Below are 21,076 nucleotides of genomic sequence, written 5' to 3' on the forward strand. Positions count from 1 at the left end.
GAGGGGCGCAAGAGCTCGCTCCCCCACCGCGCATCGAAGGAGATGGATCATGAATCATGAGGTCATGAACCTGTTCAATCAGCAGGCTCCCGCACAGACCTTCGACAATATCCGGATTTCGCTTGCGAGCCCGGAAAAGATCTTGTCCTGGTCTTTCGGCGAAATCAAAAAGCCGGAGACCATCAACTACCGTACGTTCAAGCCTGAGCGCGACGGTCTGTTCTGCGCGCGTATCTTTGGCCCGATCAAGGACTACGAATGTCTTTGCGGCAAATACAAGCGCATGAAATACAAGGGCGTCATCTGCGAAAAGTGTGGCGTTGAAGTCACCCTGTCGCGGGTTCGCCGTGAGCGCATGGGCCACATCGAACTGGCTGCGCCTGTTGCGCACATCTGGTTCCTGAAGTCCCTGCCGAGCCGTATCGGCCTTCTGCTCGACATGACGCTGAAGGACCTGGAACGCGTTCTGTATTTCGAGAACTACGTTGTTCTCGAGCCGGGCCTGACCCCGCTCAAGCAGCACCAGCTTCTGTCGGAAGAAGACTTCATCGCCGCTCAGGACGAGTATGGCGAAGATGCCTTCACCGCCATGATCGGTGCCGAGGCGATCCGCGAGATCCTGATGAGCATGGATCTGGAACGCGAGAGCGAGAAGCTGCGTCAGGAAATCGCCGAGGCGACCACCGAACTGAAGCCGAAGAAGCTTGCCAAGCGCCTGAAGGTCATCGAAGCATTCATGGAATCGGGCAACCGCCCGGAGTGGATGATCATGACCGTGGTTCCGGTTATCCCGCCGGATCTGCGCCCGCTGGTACCGCTTGACGGTGGCCGTTTCGCGACGTCCGATCTGAACGATCTCTACCGCCGCGTGATCAACCGTAACAACCGTCTGCGCCGCCTGATGGAACTGCGTGCTCCGGATATCATCATCCGGAACGAAAAGCGCATGCTTCAGGAGTCCGTTGACGCCCTGTTCGACAACGGCCGCCGCGGTCGCGTCATCACTGGCGCCAACAAGCGTCCGCTGAAGTCGCTGTCCGACATGCTGAAGGGCAAGCAGGGCCGGTTCCGTCAGAACCTGCTCGGCAAGCGCGTCGACTATTCTGGCCGTTCGGTTATTACCGTGGGTCCGGAACTGAAGCTGCACCAGTGCGGTCTGCCGAAGAAGATGGCGCTTGAGCTGTTCAAGCCGTTCATCTATTCGCGCCTCGACGCCAAGGGTTTCTCCTCGACCGTCAAGCAGGCCAAGAAGCTGGTTGAAAAGGAACGTCCGGAAGTCTGGGATATCCTCGACGAAGTCATCCGTGAGCACCCTGTTCTCCTGAACCGCGCGCCGACGCTGCACCGTCTTGGTATCCAGGCTTTCGAACCGACCTTGATCGAAGGCAAGGCCATCCAGCTGCATCCGCTCGTCTGCTCGGCCTTCAACGCCGACTTCGACGGTGACCAGATGGCTGTTCACGTGCCGCTTTCGCTGGAAGCCCAGCTCGAAGCGCGTACGCTGATGATGTCGACCAACAACATTCTGCATCCGGCAAACGGTGGCCCGATCATCGTTCCCTCGCAGGATATCGTTCTGGGTCTCTACTATCTGTCCATCATGGCAGAAGGTGAGCCGGGCGAAGGCATGGTCTTCGGCAACACTGGTGAGATCCACCATGCGCTGGCCAACAAGGTCATCACGCTGCACACCAAGGTGAAGGGCCGGTATCGGTCCATCGATGCGGAAGGCAATCCGACTTCCGAAATCATCGAGACCACTCCGGGCCGCATGCTCATCGCGGAGCTTCTGCCGAAGCACCACGAAGTGCCGTTCGAGGTCTGCAACAAGCTGATGACCAAGAAGGACATCTCCAAGATGATCGACACGGTTTACCGTGCCTGCGGTCAGAAGGAGACGGTTATCTTCTGTGACCGGATCATGCAGCTTGGCTTCAAGAACGCCTGTAACGCCGGCATCTCCTTCGGCATGGACGACATGGTCATCCCGGACACCAAGCACAAGCTGGTGGCCGAAACCTCGTCGCTCGCGACCGAATACGAGCAGCAGTACAACGACGGTCTGATCACACAGGGCGAGAAGTACAACAAGGTTGTCGACGCCTGGGCGAAATGTACCGACAAGATTGCTGACGAGATGATGGCCCGCATCAAGGCGGTCCAGATCGATGAGGAAACCGGTCGTCAGAAGCCGATGAACTCGGTCTACATGATGTCGCACTCCGGTGCTCGTGGTTCGCCCCAGCAGATGAAGCAGCTGGCCGGCATGCGCGGCCTTATGGCCAAGCCGGACGGTTCCATCATCGAGAACCCGATCATCTCGAACTTCAAGGAAGGCCTGTCGGTTCTGGAGTACTTCAACTCCACCCACGGTGCCCGTAAGGGTCTGGCCGATACCGCTCTGAAGACCGCAAACTCCGGTTACCTGACCCGCCGTCTGGTGGACGTCGCCCAGGATTCCATCATCCTGGAACCGGATTGCGGATCCACGCGCGGCATCACCGTTGCTCCGATCGTCGATGCCGGTAACGTCATCGCTTCGCTCGGCATGCGCGTTCTGGGCCGTACGACTGCGGAAGATGTCTACAACAACCAGACCGGCGAACTGCTTGTCCCCAAGGGCACGCTGATCGACGAGAAGGATGTTGATGCCATCGAGGCTGCCAAGGTTCAGCAGATCAAGATCCGCTCGGTTCTTACCTGTGAAACCGAAACCGGCGTCTGCGCGACCTGCTATGGTCGTGACCTTGCTCGCGGTACGCCCGTGAACATGGGTGAAGCTGTCGGCGTCATCGCCGCACAGTCGATCGGTGAGCCTGGCACGCAGCTGACCATGCGTACCTTCCACATTGGTGGTACCGCACAGGTTGTCGACAGCTCGTTCATCGAGTCCAACGTCGACGGCACGGTCAAGATCCGGAACCGTTCGGTCAATCGCGACAGCGACGGCAACCTGATTGCCATGGTTCGCAACATGTCCATCGTTGTCATCGACAGCGACGGCAACGAGCGTGCCGTGCATCGTGTGGCCTACGGTTCCAAGCTGCATGTCGATGAAGGCGATGCGGTCAAGCGCGGTCAGCGGATTGCCGAGTGGGATCCGTATACCCGTCCGATGCTTGCTGAAGTCGATGGTATCGTGGACTTCGAGGATCTGGTCGATGGTGCGTCCGTTCAGGAAACGGCCGACGAAGCGACCGGCATCACCAAGCGTGTCGTCATTGACTGGCGTTCTTCGCAGCGTGGTCAGGATCTGAAGCCGGCTATCGTCGTCAAGGACGAAAAAGGCAGCATTTCCAAGACCGATCGTGGCTCCGATGCCCGTCTGATGCTTTCCGTTGACGCGGTTCTGTCCGTTCAGCCGGGAGCTTCGGTCAAGGCTGGTGACGTTCTGGCCCGTATCCCGCTGGAAAGCGCCAAGACCAAGGACATCACCGGTGGTCTGCCGCGTGTTGCGGAACTGTTCGAGGCTCGCCGTCCGAAGGATCATGCGATCATCGCCGAAATCGATGGTACGATCCGCTTCGGTCGCGATTACAAGAACAAGCGTCGCGTCATCATCGAGCCGGCGGAAGAAGGTGTCGAGCCCGTCGAATACCTCATCCCGAAAGGCAAGCACTTCCATCTTCAGGAAGGCGATGCCATTGAAAAGGGTGAGTACATCCTCGACGGCAACCCGGCTCCGCACGACATCCTGGCGGTTAAAGGCGTGGAGGCCCTTGCGGCTTACCTCGTCAACGAGATCCAGGAAGTCTACCGCCTGCAGGGCGTGACCATCAACGACAAGCACATTGAAGTGATTGTCCGCCAGATGCTGCAGAAGGTCGAGATCACCGATCCGGGCGATACGGAGTTCTTCTCCGGCGAACAGATCGACAAGATCGACTTCGAGGAAGCCAACCGCCGGGCGATCGACAATGCACGCGATCCTGCCAAGGGGACGCCGGTTCTGCTCGGCATCACCAAGGCGTCGCTGCAAACGCGCTCGTTCTTCTCCGCCGCCTCCTTCCAGGAGACGACCCGCGTCCTTACCGATGCGGCAGTCAACGGCAAGACCGACCCGTTGGTCGGCCTCAAGGAGAACGTCATCGTCGGCCGCCTGATCCCGGCCGGTACCGGTGGGGTGATGAAGCGGATCCGTCAGATCGCGACGCATCGCGACGACCTGATCCAGGAAGCTCAACGTCAGCAGTCTTCGGACAGTGCAGCGGAAGGCCTTCTGGAAGATATGACCGGTGCAGCCGAGTAATCGGTTTCCCGTCGAACTGTCGAAAGGCCGCCCTCGGGCGGCCTTTCTTGTATAATGAGGCAAAAGAGGCCTGATGATATGAACGACAATGAACTTGAACTGGACCCGGTGGTCTACATCGTCATTGGCAGGGTTTGGGAAAATGAAGACGCTTCGCCGGATGACGCCATCACCATTCACGCGCTGCTGACAGCACCGGATGACGACGATGCGGTTCGCAAGACACTTGAATCTCTCTCGGCTCAGGGCTTTGCGGAAGCCGAGCTCGACCAGATCGGCGTGATGGATGGCGAACCGGATGATCCGGTTTACGAAGGTGCCTACCAGGATGCGCTTGCCGGGAACGTTGCGATCGTGACTTTCACGGCCTGAGGAGGCTGAAAGATCCCTCGCCCGCAAATACCTGCCGTGCGTCAGACGCATATCGGTGGATGAGGGGCTATGGCCGGCGAATCCGGAATGCGCTTATGGCGGGTCCGTCTGGAATCGGTCCCATGAATCAAGGGCCTGTGTTGCCCGCTGACCTGGCAAAACCCACAGATCTGACCTGATTTGAGTCATTCCGGTTAGAGTTGATTCAGAATTCTGCCGGAATGCGGAATCTGCCAGCGCAATAAAATTACCGAAAAGGTGCTGAAAACTACCGTTTGGCGCTGGTAAGTTGCGGAAATCGTGTCGGAAATTCAGATGGCGAAACAGTAACCCGCACAAACGCTGTTTTTTCGACAAAGCACTTGACGCAATGGGTGCATATGAGTAGTTTCCGCGCATCCCAAGGGCAGGCGGTAAGTGCGAACCCGTCCAGCGCCACCAAGGCGCAGGACCCAGTCCTCTTAAACGCTGCCGGGTTATATAGGCGAATACGCGTCGATTGCATGACCGCGGGGTAACTCGTGGTCCTCTGGTTTTTCGCAGCGCCGGCCGCTCTTCATTGAGCGCGCGGGCGCGATTTTGCATGTCTTCACGGCTCAAACCGGGGAGGGGTCAAGGTCAGCGGGGGACTGCAGTTGCATACGAATTTTTGGATGGACAAGGTAAAGGGCAAAGAATGCCGACCATCAACCAGTTGATCCGCAAGCCGCGGAAAGATCCGCCGAAGCGGAACAAGGTGCCGGCCATGGAGGCCTGCCCCCAGAAGCGTGGTGTTTGCACCCGCGTTTACACGACGACGCCGAAGAAGCCGAACTCGGCTCTGCGTAAGGTGGCCAAAATCCGCCTGACCAACGGCTTCGAAGTCATTGGCTACATCCCGGGTGAAGGTCACAACCTTCAGGAACACTCGGTGGTTATGATCCGCGGCGGTCGCGTAAAGGACTTGCCGGGTGTGCGCTACCACATCATTCGTGGTGTGCTCGATACCCAGGGCGTCAAGGATCGTAAGCAGCGCCGTTCGAAGTACGGCGCGAAGCGGCCGAAGTAAGGAGCACATCAGATGTCCCGTCGTCACCGCGCTGAAAAACGCGAAATTAACCCGGATCCGAAGTTCGGGGATATCGTCGTAACGAAGTTCATGAACTCCATCATGTACGACGGTAAGAAGTCGACTGCCGAGCGCATCGTTTACGGTGCTTTCGACGTCGTCGAAAACAAGACCCGCGAGAACCCGATCGAAGTGTTCCACGCTGCTCTTGAAAACGTTATGCCGCAAGTTGAAGTTCGCTCCCGCCGTGTTGGTGGTGCGACCTACCAGGTCCCGGTCGAGGTTCGTACCGACCGCCGTCAGGCGCTGGCTATTCGCTGGCTGATCACTGCGGCTCGCAATCGTAACGAAACCACGATGGTTGACCGTCTTTCCGGCGAGCTGCTCGACGCAGCAAACAACCGTGGTACCGCAGTCAAGAAGCGCGAAGACACGCACCGGATGGCAGACGCCAACCGCGCATTCTCGCACTATCGCTGGTAATTTGTGACTTCGAAGGGCTGACGCAATGGCGCGCACGCATAAAATCGAGGACTACCGCAACTTCGGCATCATGGCTCACATCGATGCTGGAAAGACCACTACGACTGAGCGGATCCTCTTCTACACTGGTAAGAGCCACAAGATCGGCGAAGTTCATGACGGCGCAGCCACCATGGACTGGATGGAGCAGGAGCAGGAGCGTGGCATCACGATCACCTCTGCTGCAACCACCGCTTTCTGGAAAGAAAAGCGCCTGAACATCATCGACACCCCGGGCCACGTTGACTTCACCATTGAAGTTGAACGTTCCCTGCGCGTGCTCGACGGTGCCGTCGCCCTTCTGGATGCAAACGCTGGCGTTGAGCCGCAGACTGAAACTGTTTGGCGTCAGGCCGACAAGTATCATGTCCCGCGGATGATCTTCGTCAACAAGATGGACAAGCTGGGCGCCGATTTCGATCGCTGCGTCAAGATGATCAAGGAACGCCTCGGCGCAACTCCGCTGGTCATGCAGCTTCCGGTTGGCGCTGAAAGCGAATTCGCTGGCTGTATCGACCTTCTGGAAATGAAGGCTCTGATCTGGCAGTCCGAAAACCTTGGCGCTGCCTGGGACGTTGTCGACATTCCGGCCGATCTCGTTGATCGCGCTCAGGAAGCTCGCGATGCTCTGATCGAGACTGTTGTCGAAGTCGACGAAGCTGTCATGGAAGCTTATCTGGAAGGCGAAGAGCCCTCCATCGAGACGCTCAAGAAGCTTATCCGCAAGGGTACGATCAGCACCGAATTCGTTCCGGTCTTCTGCGGTTCCGCGTTCAAGAACAAGGGCGTTCAGCCGCTTCTCGACGCAGTTGTCGACTACCTGCCGAGCCCGGTTGAAGTTCCGGACATCAAGGGTATCGACCCGAAGACCGAAAGCGAAATCGTTCGCAAGTCTTCCGACGAAGAGCCGCTCGGCCTGCTGGCGTTCAAGATCGCTAACGACCCGTTCGTTGGTTCCCTGACGTTCTGCCGCATCTATTCCGGCGTTCTGAACAAGGGCGTGTCCCTGCTGAACACCGTGAAAGACAAGCGTGAGCGCGTCGGCCGGATGATGCAGATGCACTCCAACTCCCGCGAAGACATCGATGTAGCCTATGCAGGCGATATCGTTGCTATCGCTGGTCTGAAGGACACCACGACTGGCGACACCCTGTGTGATCCGCTGAAGCCGGTGATCCTGGAGCGCATGGAATTTCCGGAGCCGGTCATCGAGATCGCTGTCGAGCCGAAGACCAAGGGCGACCAGGAAAAGATGGGCCTCGCGCTCAACCGCCTGGCTGCCGAAGATCCGTCCTTCCGCGTCAAAACCGACGAAGAATCCGGTCAGACCATCATCGCCGGCATGGGCGAGCTGCACCTGGACATCATCGTCGACCGCATGAAGCGCGAGTTCAAGGTCGAAGCCAACATCGGTGCGCCGCAGGTGGCTTACCGCGAAACCATCACCAAGGTTTCTGAAGTGGATTACACCCACAAGAAGCAGTCTGGTGGTTCCGGTCAGTTCGCTCGCGTCAAGCTTGTCATCGAGCCGGCCGAGCCGAACGAAGGCTACGTCTTCGAAAGCAAGATCGTCGGCGGGTCCATTCCGAAGGAATACATCCCGGGCGTTACCAAAGGTATCGAAAGCGTCATGTCTTCCGGTCCGCTGGCAGGCTTCCCGATGCTCGATATCAAGGCAACCCTGATCGATGGTGCCTACCACGACGTTGACTCCTCGGTTCTCGCCTTCGAAATCGCCGGCCGTGCCGGTTTCCGCGAAGGTATTGCCAAGGCCGGCCCGAAACTGCTCGAGCCGATCATGAAGGTCGAGGTTGTTACACCGGAAGACTACATGGGTGACGTGATTGGTGACCTGAACTCCCGCCGCGGCCAGATCGCCGGCACGGAGAACCGGGGCGTCGTTACTGTCATCACCGCAATGGTCCCGCTGGCCAACATGTTTGGCTACGTGAACAACCTGCGTTCCATGTCTCAGGGCCGCGCACAGTACTCGATGGTGTTCGATCACTACGAGCAGGTGCCGCAGGCTGTCGCCGAAGAGGTTCAGGCGAAATACGCCTGAGCCCATCCTCTTAACGTCAAGAAGAACTAGAGAAACGGAGTAATCCGATGGCGAAAGAAAAATTTGAGCGCAACAAGCCGCACGTTAACATTGGCACGATTGGCCACGTTGACCACGGCAAGACGACGCTGACCGCAGCAATCACCATGACGCTGGCTGAAACCGGCGGTGCGACTGCAAAAGCTTACGACGAAATCGACGGCGCGCCTGAAGAAAAGGCTCGCGGCATCACCATCTCCACGGCCCACGTTGAGTATGAGACGGAAAACCGTCACTACGCACACGTCGACTGCCCTGGTCACGCCGACTACGTCAAGAACATGATCACCGGTGCAGCGCAGATGGACGGCGCGATCCTGGTCTGTTCTGCCGCTGACGGCCCGATGCCGCAGACCCGCGAACACATCCTCCTGGCTCGCCAGGTTGGTGTTCCGGCTCTGGTCGTGTTCATGAACAAGGTTGACCAGGTCGACGACGAAGAGCTCCTCGAGCTCGTCGAAATGGAAATCCGCGAACTGCTGTCTTCCTACGAATTCCCGGGCGACGACATTCCGATCGTCAAGGGTTCTGCGCTGGCAGCCGTTGAAAACCGCGATCCGGCCATTGGCCGCGATGCGATCCGTGAGCTGATGGCTCAGGTCGACGCGTACATCCCGACCCCGGAGCGTCCGAAGGACCTTCCGTTCCTGATGCCGATCGAAGACGTCTTCTCGATCTCCGGCCGTGGTACGGTTGTGACCGGTCGTGTCGAGCGCGGCATCGTGAAGGTTGGCGAAGAAGTCGAAATCGTCGGCATCAAGGACACGCAGAAGACCACTGTCACCGGCGTTGAAATGTTCCGCAAGCTGCTGGACAGCGGCGAAGCAGGCGACAACATCGGCGCGCTGATCCGCGGTATCGCACGTGAAGACGTTGAGCGTGGCCAGGTTCTTTGCAAGCCGGGTACCGTTACCCCGCACACGAAGTTCAAGGCCGAGGCTTACATCCTCACCAAGGAAGAAGGTGGTCGTCACACCCCGTTCTTCACCAACTACCGCCCGCAGTTCTACTTCCGTACGACGGACGTGACCGGTGTGGTGTCCCTGCCGGAAGGCACGGAAATGGTGATGCCGGGCGACAACGTCTCCGTCGAGGTTGAGCTGATCGTGCCGATCGCCATGGAAGAAGGCCTGCGCTTCGCTATCCGCGAAGGTGGCCGTACCGTCGGCGCTGGCGTCGTCGCATCCATCATCGAATAATCGACAGCCGGGCCTGCCGGTGACTTTCAAGTGAAACGCGGGCAGGCCCGCAGTCTTATTGGGAACAACAACAATGAACGGTCAGAATATCCGGATCCGCCTGAAGGCGTTTGACCACCGTATTCTCGACGCCTCCACCAAGGAGATCGTCAATACGGCCAAGCGGACCGGTGCTCAGGTACGGGGTCCCGTGCCGCTGCCGACGCGGATCGAGAAGTACACGGTGCTTCGCGGGCCGCATATCGATAAGAAAAGCCGCGATCAGTTCGAGATGCGTACGCATAAGCGCCTTCTCGATATCGTTGATCCGACGCCCCAGACGGTGGACGCGCTCATGAAGCTCGACCTCGCCGCTGGTGTCGACGTCGAGATCAAGCTCTAAGCCGGGTCGAAGGGGACACATCCATGCGTTCTGGAGTGATCGCTCAGAAAGTGGGCATGACCCGCATCTATAACGATGCAGGCGAGCATGTTCCGGTCACCGTTCTGCGGCTGGAAAATTGCCAGGTGGTTGCCCACCGCACTGACGAAAAAAATGGTTACACTGCGCTGCAGCTCGGTGCAGGTACCCGTAAAGTAAAGAATACGCCGAAGGCACTGCGTGGCCACTTTGCTGTTGCAAAGGTCGAGCCGAAGCGGACCGTGGCCGAATTCCGCGTTTCTGCGGAAAACCTGATCGACGTTGGCGCGGAACTGACCGCTGACCACTACGTCGAAGGCCAGTTTGTCGACGTGACCGGCACTTCTATCGGTAAGGGTTTTGCCGGTGCCATGAAGCGTCACAACTTCGGTGGTGGCCGTGCATCGCACGGTAACTCGATCTCGCACCGTTCGCACGGTTCTACCGGTCAGTGTCAGGACCCGGGCCGCGTGTTCAAGGGCAAGAAAATGGCCGGTCACATGGGTGATGCCCGCGTGACCACGCAGAACCTGAAGGTTGTGCGCACTGATGTTGAGCGTGGCCTGATCATGGTCGAGGGCTCTGTTCCGGGCGCCAAGGGCGGCTGGATCCTGGTCCGCGACGCGATCAAAAAGGCGCTGCCGGAAAACGTTCCGGTTCCGGGTGCTTTCAAAGCAACCGAAGCGACTGCGGCCGCCGGGAAGGAGAGTGAGTGATGGAACTCCAGGTCAAGACCCTCGAAGGTGGGGCGGCCGGTTCGATCACGGTGTCTGACGAGATCTTCGGTCTCGAGCCGCGCACCGATTTGATCCACCGTGTGGTGCGTTGGCAGCTGGCCAAGCGCCAGGCAGGCACCCACAAGTCGCTGGGCCGTTCGGAAGTTTCTGGTACGACGAAGAAATTCGTTCGCCAGAAAGGCTCCGGCGGCGCACGTCACGGCAACAAGAAGGCCCCGCAGTTCCGCGGTGGTGGTAAGGCATTCGGCCCGATCGTTCGCGATCACAGCCATGACCTGCCGAAGAAGGTTCGCGCCCTCGGCCTGAAGCATGCCCTGTCTGCGAAAGCCAAGACAGACAGCATCGTTGTTGTCGAAGACGCGAAGGCAGCCGAAGCAAAGACCAAGGCACTCAAGGCACAGCTGACCAAGCTCGGCCTGACCAGCGCCCTGATCATTGACGGCGCCGAGGTCGATGCAAACTTTGCTCTGGCATCCCGCAACATTCCGCATCTGGATGTGCTGCCGGTTCAGGGCATCAACGTTTACGACATCCTGCGTGCCAACACCCTGGTGTTGACCAAGGCTGCGGTGTCCGCACTTGAGGAGCGCTTTAAATGAGCAAACTTCCTCACTACGACAAAATCGTCGGCCCGGTAATCACCGAAAAGTCGACGATGGCTTCCGAAGAGAACAAGGTTGTCTTCAAAGTTGCTAACGATGCAACGAAGCCGGAAATCAAGGCCGCAGTCGAAGCGCTGTTCGGTGTGAAGGTCACGGCAGTGAACACCCTGGTCCGCAAGGGCAAGGTCAAGCGCTTCCGCGGTCGCATCGGCCGTCAGTCCGACTACAAGAAGGCCGTCGTTACGCTGCAGGAAGGTCACGCAATCGACGTGACCACCGGGCTCTAAGACGGGGACTTAAGAAAAATGGCACTTAAGACATTCAACCCGACGTCCCCAGGCCGCCGTCAGCTGGTTCAAGTTGATCGCTCTGGTCTGTGGAAAGGCAAGCCGGTCAAGACCCTGACCGAAGGCCTGTCCAAGTCCGGTGGCCGCAACAACGCCGGCCGCCTGACGTCTCCGAACCGCGGTGGCGGTCACAAGCGGTCTTACCGTCTTGTCGACTTCAAGCGCCGTAAATGGGACGTTCCGGCAACGGTCGAGCGCCTTGAATACGATCCGAACCGGACCGCATTCATTGCACTCATCCGTTACGAAGACGGTGAACTGAGCTACATCCTGGCGCCGCAGCGCCTGGCTGCTGGCGATACCGTCATCGCCGGTGAATCCGTCGACGTGAAACCGGGCAATGCCGCGCCGCTGGCTCGCATTCCGGTTGGCACGATCGTGCACAATGTCGAGCTGAAGCCGGGCAAAGGCGCCCAGATCGCTCGTTCGGCAGGCGCGTTCGTTCAGATCGTCGGCCGCGACCAGGGCTACACTACGCTGCGCCTTATGTCTGGCGAGCAGCGCCGTGTGCTCGGAACCTGCATGGCTTCCATTGGCGCCGTGTCCAACCCGGACCACGCCAACGTTAACCTGGGTAAAGCAGGCCGTTCCCGCTGGCTTGGCATTCGTCCGCATACTCGCGGTGTTGCCATGAACCCGATCGACCACCCGCACGGTGGTGGTGAAGGCAGGACCTCCGGCGGTCGTCATCCGGTTACTCCTTGGGGTAAACCGACCAAAGGTAAGCGTACGCGGCGCAATAAGCAGACTGATAAGTTTATCGTCCGCAGCCGTCACGCGAAGAAGTAAAGGGCAAGGATCGTGGCACGTTCGATCTGGAAAGGTCCGTTTGTCGACGGGTATCTGCTGAAGAAAGCGGACAAGGTCCGTGAGTCCGGCCGGAACGAGGTCATCAAGACCTGGAGCCGCCGCTCTACCATCCTGCCGCAGTTCGTCGGTTTGACCTTCGGCGTCTACAACGGTCAAAAGCACGTTCCGGTGCTGGTGTCTGAGGAAATGATCGGTCACAAGTTCGGTGAGTTCTCGCCGAGCCGGACCTATTATGGACACGGCGCCGACAAGAAGGCGAAGAGGAAGTAACGATGGGCAAGCCGAAGCGTGAGCGGACGCTCGCTGACAATGAGGCCCGGGCAATGACCCGCATGCTGCGCGTTTCCCCGCGCAAGCTGAACCTCGTTGCGGCTTCGATCCGTGGCAAAAAAGTCGGTTCCGCGATTGCGGACCTGACATTCTCCCGCAAGCGCATTGCGCAGGACGTCAAGAAGACCTTGATGTCGGCCATTGCCAACGCGGAAAACAACCATGACCTGGACATCGACAACCTGGTGGTTGCTGAAGCACATGTCGGCAAGGCATTTGTGATCAAGCGGTTCCAGGCCCGTGCACGCGGCCGCGTTGGCCGGATCGAGAAGCCGTTCTCGAACCTGACCATCGTCGTGCGCGAAGTTGAGGAGACTGCCTGATGGGACATAAGACAAACCCGATCGGCATGCGCCTCGGGATCAACCGCACCTGGGACAGCCGCTGGTACGCGAACAAGAACGAATACGGCGATCTTCTGCACGAAGATTTCCGCATCCGTGAGCTCCTGCTGAAGGAACTGAAGCAGGCTGCCGTATCCAAGGTTGTTATCGAACGCCCGCACAAGAAGTGCCGTGTGTCCATTCACTCCGGTCGTCCGGGTGTGGTCATCGGTAAAAAGGGTGCCGATATCGAGCGTCTTCGCAAGAAGATCGCCGACATCACCAATTCCGAAGTGCATCTCAACATCGTTGAAGTGCGCAAGCCGGAAATCGACGCGACCCTGGTCGCCCAGTCGATTGCCCAGCAGCTGGAACGCCGCGTTGCTTTCCGTCGCGCCATGAAGCGGGCCGTTCAGTCCGCCATGCGTCTCGGTGCACAGGGCATCCGTATCAACTGCGGTGGCCGTCTCGGCGGTGCGGAAATTGCGCGTATCGAATGGTACCGCGAAGGCCGCGTCCCGCTTCACACGCTGCGTGCAGACATCGACTACGGTGTTGCAAGCGCTCACACGGCTTACGGTGTGTGCGGTGTGAAGGTCTGGATCTTCAAGGGTGAAATTCTGGAACACGATCCGATGGCGTCTGAGCGCCGTGCGACCGCTGCTTCCGAAGGCAACCAGGGTGATCGCGGCGGACGCCGGGATCGGGGCCGCGAGCGCGCAGCTTAATTCAAGCTGCCTGCCGCTCGTAACTTAAGAAAGACGAGAGAAGAACGATGCTGCAACCGAAGCGCACAAAGTTCCGCAAGCAGCACAAGGGCCGCATCCACGGCTTGTCGAAGGGAGGCACTGACCTCAACTTCGGCGCATTCGGTCTGAAGGCGATTGAGCCGGAGCGTGTTACGGCACGTCAGATCGAAGCGGCCCGCCGTGCTATGACCCGCCACATGAAGCGTGCGGGTCGTGTTTGGATCCGCATCTTCCCGGACGTCCCGGTTTCCTCGAAACCTGCTGAAGTCCGCATGGGTAAAGGTAAGGGTTCTCCGGATTACTGGGCTTGCCGTGTCAAGCCAGGCCGGATCATGTTCGAAATCGACGGTGTGCCGGAAGACATTGCGCGTGAAGCCATGCGTCTTGCTGCAGCCAAACTGCCGATCAAGTGCCGCTTCGTTCAGCGTATCGGCGAGTAGGGCAGGCGAGGAGTTAGAGCCATGAAGGCTACCGATGTACGGGCTAAGACCCTCGACGAGCTCCGCAGTGAGCTTGAAGGCCTGAAGAAAGAGCAGTTCAACCTGCGCTTCCAGCGGGCTACGGGTCAGCTTGAAAACACTGCGCGTGTCCGGCAGATCCGCCGTGATATCGCGCGTATCCAGACGATCATGCGCGAAAAGCGCGTGTCGGCGAACGCGTAAGGAGACGGCCATGCCGAAGCGTATCCTGCAGGGCACCGTTGTCAGCGACGCCAATGACAAGACGGTGACGGTGAATGTGGAGCGCCGCTTCACGCACCCGCTGCTGAAGAAGACTGTGCGCCGGACCAAGAAGTACCGCGCACACGACGAAACCAACCAGTACAAGGTTGGCGACATTGTTCAGATCGAAGAATGCGCGCCGATCTCTAAAAACAAACGTTGGACCGTGGTCGCTCAGTGACCGCGCTCCATTCAGTGAGCATCAGGCGCCCGTGACCCGAGCGCCATCAGAAGAACAAGGCAGCCAGTCATGATTCAGATGCAAACAAACCTCGACGTCGCGGATAATTCCGGCGCTCGTCGTGTCATGTGCATCAAAGTGCTCGGCGGCTCCAAGCGTAAATATGCCCAGGTAGGCGACATCATCGTCGTCTCCGTGAAAGAGGCAATTCCGCGGGGCCGCGTTAAGAAGGGCGACGTGATGAAGGCTGTCGTCGTGCGCACGGCAAAGGATATCCGCCGTCCCGATGGCAGCGTGATCCGGTTCGACCGCAATGCGGCCGTGCTGGTCAACAACAACAAGGAGCCGATCGGCACCCGTATCTTCGGACCGGTACCGCGTGAACTCCGTGCAAAGAACCATATGAAAATCATTTCGCTCGCGCCGGAGGTGCTCTGATGGCTGCGAAAATTAAAAAAGGCGACACGGTGGTTGTGCTGACCGGCCGTGACAAGGGTAAGTCCGGCGAAGTCATCCAGATGCTGCCGGCTGACAACAAGGCCCTGGTCCGCGGCATCAACATGGTTCGCCGCCACCAGAAGCAGACCCAGACGCAGGAAGCAGGCATCGTGGCCAAGGAAGCCCCGATTCACCTTTCCAACGTTGCACTGGCCGATCCGAAGGACGGCAAGGCGACCCGCGTCGGCTTCAAAGTGCAGGACGATGGCACCAAGGTCCGTGTGGCCAAGCGTTCGGGAGACCTGATCGATGGCTGAGACCACTAACGTGCCGCGTCTCAAGACGCATTATGACGAAGTTGTGCGCAAGCAGCTTCTGGAGAAGTTCCAGTACAAGAACGTCATGCAGGTTCCGCAGCTGGAAAAGATTGTCCTCAACGTCGGTGTCGGCGAAGCGGTCAGCGATTCCAAGAAGGCGCGTATCGCAGCTGACGACCTGGCACTGATTGCCGGTCAGAAGCCGGTGATCACCAAGGCGAAAAAGTCGATCGCAACCTTCAAGGTTCGCGAAGGCATGCCGCTTGGTGCAAAGGTTACACTGCGCCGCCAGCAGATGTTCGAATTCCTGGACCGTCTGATCACCATCGCGCTGCCGCGCGTTCGTGACTTCCGTGGTCTGAACCCGAAGAGCTTCGACGGTCGCGGCAACTACGCCATGGGCATCAAAGAACACATCGTGTTCCCGGAAATCGAATACGACAAGGTCGACCAGATCTGGGGCATGGACGTGATCATCTGCACCACGGCGCCGAATGACGACGAAGCACGCGAGCTTCTGCGCGCGTTCAACTTCCCGTTCACGAAGTAACGGGCAAGGAAGGGATCGACGATGGCGAAGAAAAGCGCAATCGAGAAGAACAAGCGCCGCGAGAAGCTTGTAAAGAAATACGCTGAGAAGCGCGCTGCCCTGAAGGCACTGGCTAAAGATGAAAGCCTGTCCCTGGAAGAGCGGTACAACGCACGCCTGAAGCTGGCAAAATTGCCGCGGAACTCCGCGCCGAACCGCGTTCGCAACCGTTGCGAAGTGTCCGGCCGTCCGCGCGGTTTTTACCGCAAGCTGAAGATGTCGCGTATTGCGCTTCGTGAACTGGGCTCCCTGGGTAAGATCCCGGGCCTGGTCAAGTCGAGCTGGTAAGGAGAAACTCCGATGGCAATTTCTGATCCGTTGGGGGATATGCTGACCCGCATTCGCAACGCGCAGATGCGTCGCAAGAACAAGGTCAGTTCACCAAATTCCAAATTGCGCGCACATGTACTTGATGTGCTCGCAAAAGAGGGGTACATCCGTGGCTACACCACGGTTGAATACGAGGGCGGTAAGTCCGAGTTGGAAATCGAACTGAAGTATTTCGACGGTGAACCGGTTATCCGCACGATTGAACGTGTGTCCAAGCCGGGCCGCCGCGTGTACTCGTCGGTGAAAAACATCCCGCATGTCTCTAATGGCCTGGGCGTGTCGATCATTTCGACTCCGCGTGGTGTCATGAGCGACCATCAGGCGCGGGACGAAAACGTAGGTGGTGAGGTTCTTTGCCGCGTCTTCTGATGCGGCATCCTCATTTTAAAACAACGACAAGGTTGGTCATATGTCTCGTATTGGCAAAAAGCCAGTCCCCGTGCCAAGCGGGGTAACGGCATCGATCGACGGTCAGACGGTTACGATCAAGGGCCCGAAAGGCGAAAAGTCTTTCGTGCTCAATGATCTTGTTCTGGCCGAAATGACGGATGATGGGATCAAAATCGATCCGTGCAACAGCTCCAAGCCGGCTCGCTCCATGTGGGGCATGAGCCGTACCATGGTCGCGAACCTGATCACTGGCGTAACCGAGGGCTTCAAGAAAGACCTCGCCATCACCGGTGTCGGTTATCGCGCTCAGGTCCAGGGCAAGAACCTTCAGCTGGCGCTCGGTTTCTCTCATGACGTTGTCTATCCGATCCCGGATGGTATCGATATCGTGTGCCCGAAACCCACGGAAATCAACATCACCGGTACCGACAAACAGCGCGTCGGTCAGGTTGCTGCTGAAATTCGTGAATTCCGCCCGCCGGAGCCCTACAAGGGCAAAGGCGTTCGTTATGCAGGCGAGTTCATCGTCCGCAAAGAAGGCAAGAAGAAGTAACGGACCCAGATCATGGCGAACAGCAAACAAGCTTTCGAGCGCCGCCGCGATCGCGTGCGCCGTTCGATTCAGAAAGCCGCGAACGGTCGTCCGCGCCTTTCTGTCTTCCGCTCGTCGAAGCAGATCTACGCCCAGATCATCGACGATGCGAAGGGACATACGATTGTCTCTGCTTCAACGATCGAAACAGATCTCAAGAGCAGCCTGAAAACGGGCGCCGACGTCGCTGCAGCCGCAGCCGTTGGCAAGCTTGTCGCCGAGCGTGCTGCTGCCGCTGGCGTAAAGCAGGTCGTGTTCGACCGTGGCGGGTACCAGTATCATGGGCGCGTAAAAGCGCTTGCTGATGCAGCCCGTGAAGGTGGACTTGAATTCTGACCAGCGCCCGTTGGCGCTCTTAAGAACGGAAGACGTATAATATGGCGAGACAAGAAAATCGCGATCGCGACGAGCGAGACAGCGAATTCGTCGACAAGCTCGTTCACATCAACCGCGTTGCGAAAGTGGTCAAGGGTGGCCGTCGTTTCGGCTTCGCAGCACTCGTTGTGGTTGGTGACCAGAAGGGCCGCGTCGGCTTCGGTCATGGCAAGGCGCGTGAAGTGCCGGAAGCCATCCGTAAGGCAACTGAAGCAGCAAAGCGCACGATGATCCGTGTACCGCTTCGCGAAGGCCGGACCCTCCACCACGATGTGGAAGGCCGTCACGGCGCTGGCAAGGTTCTGCTTCGTGCAGCTCCGGCCGGTACCGGTATCATCGCAGGCGGCCCGATGCGTGCCGTTTTCGAAACGCTCGGCGTCCAGGACGTTGTGGCCAAGTCTCTGGGGACTTCCAACCCCTACAACATGGTGCGTGCAACTTTTGCTGCGCTGACCAAGGAAGACAGCCCGCGTTCCGTCGCTGCCCGCCGTGGCCTGAAGGTCTCTGTGCTGCAGTCCCGCCGTCGTGACAACAACGATGAGGCGGCTTCGGCTGCCGCTGAGGCTTGACCTTAGCGGCTCCGGTCCCCAGCTGAGAGAGGGTATGTTCCATGGCGAACACCGAAAAGACTGTCACGGTCGAACAGATCGGCAGCCCGCTGCGCCGTCCTAAGGACCAGCGCGCGACGCTCGTCGGTCTCGGCCTGAACAAGATGCACCGCCGTTCCACACTGAAGGATACTCCTGAAGTGCGCGGCATGATCAATAAGGTCCAGCATCTCGTTCGCGTCGTCGAAGACAACGCGTAAGAACGGGGTGAGGAGAAACGAACATGAAGCTCAATGAACTTCGTGACAACGAAGGTGCCGTAAAAGACCGCATGCGTGTGGCTCGCGGCATCGGGTCCGGCAAGGGCAAGACCGGTGGCCGTGGTGTCAAAGGTCAGAAGTCCCGTTCCGGCGTTGCCATCAAAGGCTTTGAAGGCGGTCAGATGCCGCTTCACCGCCGTCTGCCGAAGCGCGGCTTCACGAACATTTTTGCCAAGGACTACAACACTGTGTCCGTTGGTCGTGTTCAGAAGGCGATTGATGCAGGCAAGCTGAATGCGTCCGAGACGGTTACCGTCGAAGCGCTGAAGGCAGCAGGCGTTGTCAAGCGGGTCCGTGACGGTGTGCGCATCGTTGCCAACGGTGAACTCACCGCTGCAGTGACCTTTGAAGTTGCCGGTGCCTCCAAGGGCGCTGTTGCAGCGATCGAAAAAGCAGGCGGCAAGGTTGCCGTTCTGGGAGCTCAGGCTTAACAGCCTGGGCTTCACCCATTTCTTGGGCAAGCATTCCGGAGTAGGGCATGGCATCGGCCGCCGAGCAACTGGCGTCAAATCTCAATTTCTCAGCTTTCGCCAAGGCTGAAGAACTCAAAAAGCGCATCTGGTTCACACTGGGGGCGCTTTTGGTTTATCGACTGGGCACTTACATTCCCTTGCCCGGCATCAATCCGGACGCCTTTGCGCAGGCCTTCAATCAGGCCCAGTCCGGCATCATCGGCATGTTCAACATGTTTGCCGGCGGTGCTGTCGAGCGCATGGCGATCTTCGCTCTCGGCATTATGCCGTATATTTCCGCCTCCATTATCATGCAGCTCATGACGACCGTCGTTCCGACGCTCGAGCAGATGAAGAAGGAAGGCGAGCAGGGCCGCAAGGTCATCAACCAGTACACGCGCTACGGCACTGTTATCCTGGCGGCTTTCCAGGCTTACGGTATCGCAGTCGGTCTGGAAGGAGCGACCAATGTGGTTGCCGATCCGGGCTGGTTCTTCCGGGCTTCAACTGTTCTGACGCTTGTCGGCGGTACCATGTTCCTGATGTGGCTCGGTGAGCAGATCACATCGCGCGGTATCGGTAACGGTATTTCGCTGATCATCTTTGCCGGCATTGTCGCCGGTCTGCCGGTCGCGCTGGTCAACGTGCTTGAACTCGGCCGCCAGGGTTCGATGTCGACGATCCTGATTCTCGGCATCCTGATACTGGCTGTCGTGGTGATCGCACTGATCGTGTTCATGGAGCGGGCTCAGCGCAGACTGCTGATTCAGTATCCGAAGCGCCAGATGGGCAACCGCATGTTCGAGGGCAACACCTCGTTCCTGCCGCTCAAGCTCAACACTGCTGGTGTGATTCCGCCGATCTTCGCGTCCTCCCTTCTGCTGGTTCCCGCCACTATCGGCGGCTTCAGTCAGGGTTCGGGCAATGAGTGGCTGACGTATATCACTGCGGCGCTTGGTCACGGCCAGCCGTTGTTCATGGTGTTCTACGCAGCGATGATCGTGTTCTTCTGTTTCTTCTATACCGCGATCGTTTTCAATCCGAGCGACACTGCGGACAACCTGAAGAAACACGGCGGTTTCATTCCCGGGATCCGTCCCGGCGAGCGTACAGCGCAGTATATCGACTACGTTCTGACGCGCATTACGGTGGTCGGTGCAATTTACATCACCGTCGTTTGTCTATTACCCGAATTCCTTATTTCGGCGACAGGCGTTCCGTTCTATTTCGGTGGCACCTCTTTGTTGATTGTCGTAAGCGTGACGATGGATACCGTGTCACAGATCCAGGGGCATTTGCTTGCGCACCAATATGAGGGTCTGGTGAAAAAAGCGAAATTAAGTGGGAGGCGTCGATGAGGCTTATTCTGGTTGGACCGCCAGGAGCGGGGAAGGGGACACAGGCCGCGCACCTCGTTGCGAAATACGCGATCCCGCAGCTCTCCACCGGAGACATGCTGCGGGCCGCAGTGGCCGCCCAGACCCCGGTAGGCGTTAAAGCCAAGGAAGTCATGGACGCAGGTGGGCTCGTGTCGGATGAGATCGTTGTCGGTATCATCCGCGACCGGATCGCCGAAGAAGATGCCAAGAACGGATTCATTCTTGATGGTTTTCCCCGCACGCTCGCCCAGGCCGAAGCGCTTGACGAGATGCTGGAAGCAAACAGCCTCAAGCTGAATGCCGTAATCGAACTGCGTGTCGACCAGTCGAAGCTGGTCGATCGGATCATCAAGCGTGCCGCTGATGCACAGGCTGCCGGTCAGCCGGTGCGCAAGGACGATGACCCGGAAGTCTTCAAGCAACGTCTTGAAGCCTACAACCGCGATACCGCAGTTGTTGTGCCGTATTACGAGAAGACAGGTCTTCTTTCCGTGATTGACGGCATGCAGTCCATTGATGAAGTGACGGCTTCAATAGATTCCGTTCTTCAAGGACTTGACGAAAAGGTTTAGAGCCGTTAAACGACCCGCTCTAGCTTACAGTTAAGCCGGTTCCATGTACGTGGGGCCGGCATTCTCTGTGCCGGGGTTGCCC

The 21,076-nt window shown here is 58.4% G+C and carries 29 protein-coding genes; all 29 read left to right on the forward strand.

Annotated features, from left to right (window positions below):
- Window positions 1–49 precede the first annotated feature (49 nt).
- Entirely contained in the window at window positions 50–4,249 is a 4,200-nt protein-coding gene (rpoC, locus tag FIV03_RS18445) for a DNA-directed RNA polymerase subunit beta' (RefSeq protein WP_023001586.1), read from the forward strand.
- Window positions 4,250–4,327: 78 nt separating this feature from the next.
- The gene (locus FIV03_RS18450; protein WP_023001587.1) at window positions 4,328–4,621 is read left to right on the forward strand and encodes a hypothetical protein; all 294 of its coding nucleotides are present in this window, start codon (window positions 4,328–4,330) and stop codon (window positions 4,619–4,621) included.
- A 676-nt stretch (window positions 4,622–5,297) separates the two neighbouring features.
- Window positions 5,298–5,669, forward strand: coding sequence for a 30S ribosomal protein S12 (gene rpsL / locus FIV03_RS18455; protein WP_006936459.1), 372 nt, complete (start codon window positions 5,298–5,300; stop codon window positions 5,667–5,669).
- Between the two features lie 12 nt (window positions 5,670–5,681).
- Entirely contained in the window at window positions 5,682–6,152 is a 471-nt protein-coding gene (gene rpsG / locus FIV03_RS18460; RefSeq protein ID WP_023001588.1) for a 30S ribosomal protein S7, read from the forward strand.
- 25 nt (window positions 6,153–6,177) lie between these two features.
- Complete coding sequence (fusA, locus tag FIV03_RS18465) at window positions 6,178–8,253, forward strand: elongation factor G (protein ID WP_023001589.1); 2,076 nt, start codon at window positions 6,178–6,180, stop codon at window positions 8,251–8,253.
- 47 nt (window positions 8,254–8,300) lie between these two features.
- Window positions 8,301–9,491 carry an elongation factor Tu gene (gene tuf / locus FIV03_RS18470; RefSeq protein WP_006936456.1) on the forward strand — a complete coding sequence of 397 codons (1,191 nt, stop codon included), beginning with the start codon at window positions 8,301–8,303 and terminating at the stop codon, window positions 9,489–9,491.
- Between the two features lie 73 nt (window positions 9,492–9,564).
- Window positions 9,565–9,873 carry a 30S ribosomal protein S10 gene (rpsJ, locus tag FIV03_RS18475; protein WP_006936455.1) on the forward strand — a complete coding sequence of 103 codons (309 nt, stop codon included), beginning with the start codon at window positions 9,565–9,567 and terminating at the stop codon, window positions 9,871–9,873.
- A gap of 23 nt (window positions 9,874–9,896) precedes the next feature.
- Entirely contained in the window at window positions 9,897–10,607 is a 711-nt protein-coding gene (gene rplC, locus FIV03_RS18480; RefSeq protein ID WP_031268311.1) for a 50S ribosomal protein L3, read from the forward strand.
- Entirely contained in the window at window positions 10,607–11,227 is a 621-nt protein-coding gene (gene rplD, locus FIV03_RS18485) for a 50S ribosomal protein L4 (RefSeq protein ID WP_022998241.1), read from the forward strand. The genes rplC and rplD overlap by 1 nt, the downstream gene beginning before the upstream one ends.
- A complete protein-coding gene (locus FIV03_RS18490; protein ID WP_006936452.1) occupies window positions 11,224–11,517 on the forward strand; it encodes a 50S ribosomal protein L23 in 294 nt (97 codons plus the stop codon). The genes rplD and FIV03_RS18490 overlap by 4 nt, the downstream gene beginning before the upstream one ends.
- An 18-nt stretch (window positions 11,518–11,535) precedes the next feature.
- Window positions 11,536–12,366, forward strand: a complete 831-nt coding sequence (gene rplB, locus FIV03_RS18495; protein WP_055654715.1) for a 50S ribosomal protein L2 — start codon at window positions 11,536–11,538, stop codon at window positions 12,364–12,366.
- A gap of 12 nt (window positions 12,367–12,378) precedes the next feature.
- A complete protein-coding gene (gene rpsS, locus FIV03_RS18500; RefSeq protein WP_022998243.1) occupies window positions 12,379–12,657 on the forward strand; it encodes a 30S ribosomal protein S19 in 279 nt (92 codons plus the stop codon).
- 2 nt (window positions 12,658–12,659) lie between these two features.
- Window positions 12,660–13,040: a 50S ribosomal protein L22 gene (gene rplV / locus FIV03_RS18505; RefSeq protein ID WP_006936449.1), complete on the forward strand. Its 381-nt coding sequence runs from the start codon at window positions 12,660–12,662 to the stop codon at window positions 13,038–13,040.
- On the forward strand, window positions 13,040–13,768 hold the full coding sequence (gene rpsC, locus FIV03_RS18510) for a 30S ribosomal protein S3 (protein ID WP_006936448.1): 729 nt from the start codon (window positions 13,040–13,042) through the stop codon (window positions 13,766–13,768). Before rplV ends, rpsC begins: the two co-directional genes overlap by 1 nt.
- Before the next feature lie 47 nt (window positions 13,769–13,815).
- Window positions 13,816–14,229, forward strand: a complete 414-nt coding sequence (gene rplP / locus FIV03_RS18515) for a 50S ribosomal protein L16 (protein ID WP_022998244.1) — start codon at window positions 13,816–13,818, stop codon at window positions 14,227–14,229.
- Window positions 14,230–14,250: 21 nt separating this feature from the next.
- Window positions 14,251–14,451: a 50S ribosomal protein L29 gene (gene rpmC, locus FIV03_RS18520; protein WP_006936445.1), complete on the forward strand. Its 201-nt coding sequence runs from the start codon at window positions 14,251–14,253 to the stop codon at window positions 14,449–14,451.
- 10 nt (window positions 14,452–14,461) lie between these two features.
- The gene (gene rpsQ / locus FIV03_RS18525) at window positions 14,462–14,692 is read left to right on the forward strand and encodes a 30S ribosomal protein S17 (protein ID WP_022998245.1); all 231 of its coding nucleotides are present in this window, start codon (window positions 14,462–14,464) and stop codon (window positions 14,690–14,692) included.
- Window positions 14,693–14,761: 69 nt separating this feature from the next.
- Window positions 14,762–15,130, forward strand: coding sequence for a 50S ribosomal protein L14 (gene rplN / locus FIV03_RS18530; protein WP_006936443.1), 369 nt, complete (start codon window positions 14,762–14,764; stop codon window positions 15,128–15,130).
- Window positions 15,130–15,447, forward strand: coding sequence for a 50S ribosomal protein L24 (gene rplX, locus FIV03_RS18535; RefSeq protein ID WP_006936441.1), 318 nt, complete (start codon window positions 15,130–15,132; stop codon window positions 15,445–15,447). Before rplN ends, rplX begins: the two co-directional genes overlap by 1 nt.
- Window positions 15,440–15,997 carry a 50S ribosomal protein L5 gene (rplE, locus tag FIV03_RS18540; RefSeq protein WP_022998246.1) on the forward strand — a complete coding sequence of 186 codons (558 nt, stop codon included), beginning with the start codon at window positions 15,440–15,442 and terminating at the stop codon, window positions 15,995–15,997. Before rplX ends, rplE begins: the two co-directional genes overlap by 8 nt.
- 21 nt (window positions 15,998–16,018) lie before the next feature.
- Window positions 16,019–16,324 carry a 30S ribosomal protein S14 gene (gene rpsN, locus FIV03_RS18545; RefSeq protein ID WP_006936439.1) on the forward strand — a complete coding sequence of 102 codons (306 nt, stop codon included), beginning with the start codon at window positions 16,019–16,021 and terminating at the stop codon, window positions 16,322–16,324.
- 12 nt (window positions 16,325–16,336) lie between these two features.
- Window positions 16,337–16,735 (forward strand): 30S ribosomal protein S8, encoded by a 399-nt coding sequence (gene rpsH, locus FIV03_RS18550; protein WP_006936438.1) that lies wholly within the window; start codon window positions 16,337–16,339, stop codon window positions 16,733–16,735.
- 40 nt (window positions 16,736–16,775) lie between these two features.
- Window positions 16,776–17,309, forward strand: a complete 534-nt coding sequence (gene rplF / locus FIV03_RS18555; protein WP_022998247.1) for a 50S ribosomal protein L6 — start codon at window positions 16,776–16,778, stop codon at window positions 17,307–17,309.
- A gap of 12 nt (window positions 17,310–17,321) precedes the next feature.
- Complete coding sequence (rplR, locus tag FIV03_RS18560; protein WP_022998248.1) at window positions 17,322–17,684, forward strand: 50S ribosomal protein L18; 363 nt, start codon at window positions 17,322–17,324, stop codon at window positions 17,682–17,684.
- 41 nt (window positions 17,685–17,725) lie between these two features.
- Window positions 17,726–18,292: a 30S ribosomal protein S5 gene (rpsE, locus tag FIV03_RS18565; RefSeq protein ID WP_006936434.1), complete on the forward strand. Its 567-nt coding sequence runs from the start codon at window positions 17,726–17,728 to the stop codon at window positions 18,290–18,292.
- Window positions 18,293–18,333: 41 nt separating this feature from the next.
- Entirely contained in the window at window positions 18,334–18,531 is a 198-nt protein-coding gene (gene rpmD / locus FIV03_RS18570) for a 50S ribosomal protein L30 (RefSeq protein WP_006936433.1), read from the forward strand.
- Window positions 18,532–18,554: 23 nt separating this feature from the next.
- Window positions 18,555–19,022 (forward strand): 50S ribosomal protein L15, encoded by a 468-nt coding sequence (gene rplO / locus FIV03_RS18575; RefSeq protein WP_022998249.1) that lies wholly within the window; start codon window positions 18,555–18,557, stop codon window positions 19,020–19,022.
- 47 nt (window positions 19,023–19,069) lie between these two features.
- A complete protein-coding gene (gene secY, locus FIV03_RS18580; RefSeq protein ID WP_022998250.1) occupies window positions 19,070–20,401 on the forward strand; it encodes a preprotein translocase subunit SecY in 1,332 nt (443 codons plus the stop codon).
- Window positions 20,398–20,994, forward strand: coding sequence for an adenylate kinase (locus tag FIV03_RS18585; RefSeq protein ID WP_075284704.1), 597 nt, complete (start codon window positions 20,398–20,400; stop codon window positions 20,992–20,994). Before secY ends, FIV03_RS18585 begins: the two co-directional genes overlap by 4 nt.
- The last annotated feature ends 82 nt before the right edge of the window (window positions 20,995–21,076 follow it).

The sequence above is a fragment of the Labrenzia sp. THAF187b genome (assembly GCF_009363375.1).
Classification (GTDB): domain Bacteria; phylum Pseudomonadota; class Alphaproteobacteria; order Rhizobiales; family Stappiaceae; genus Roseibium; species Roseibium algicola.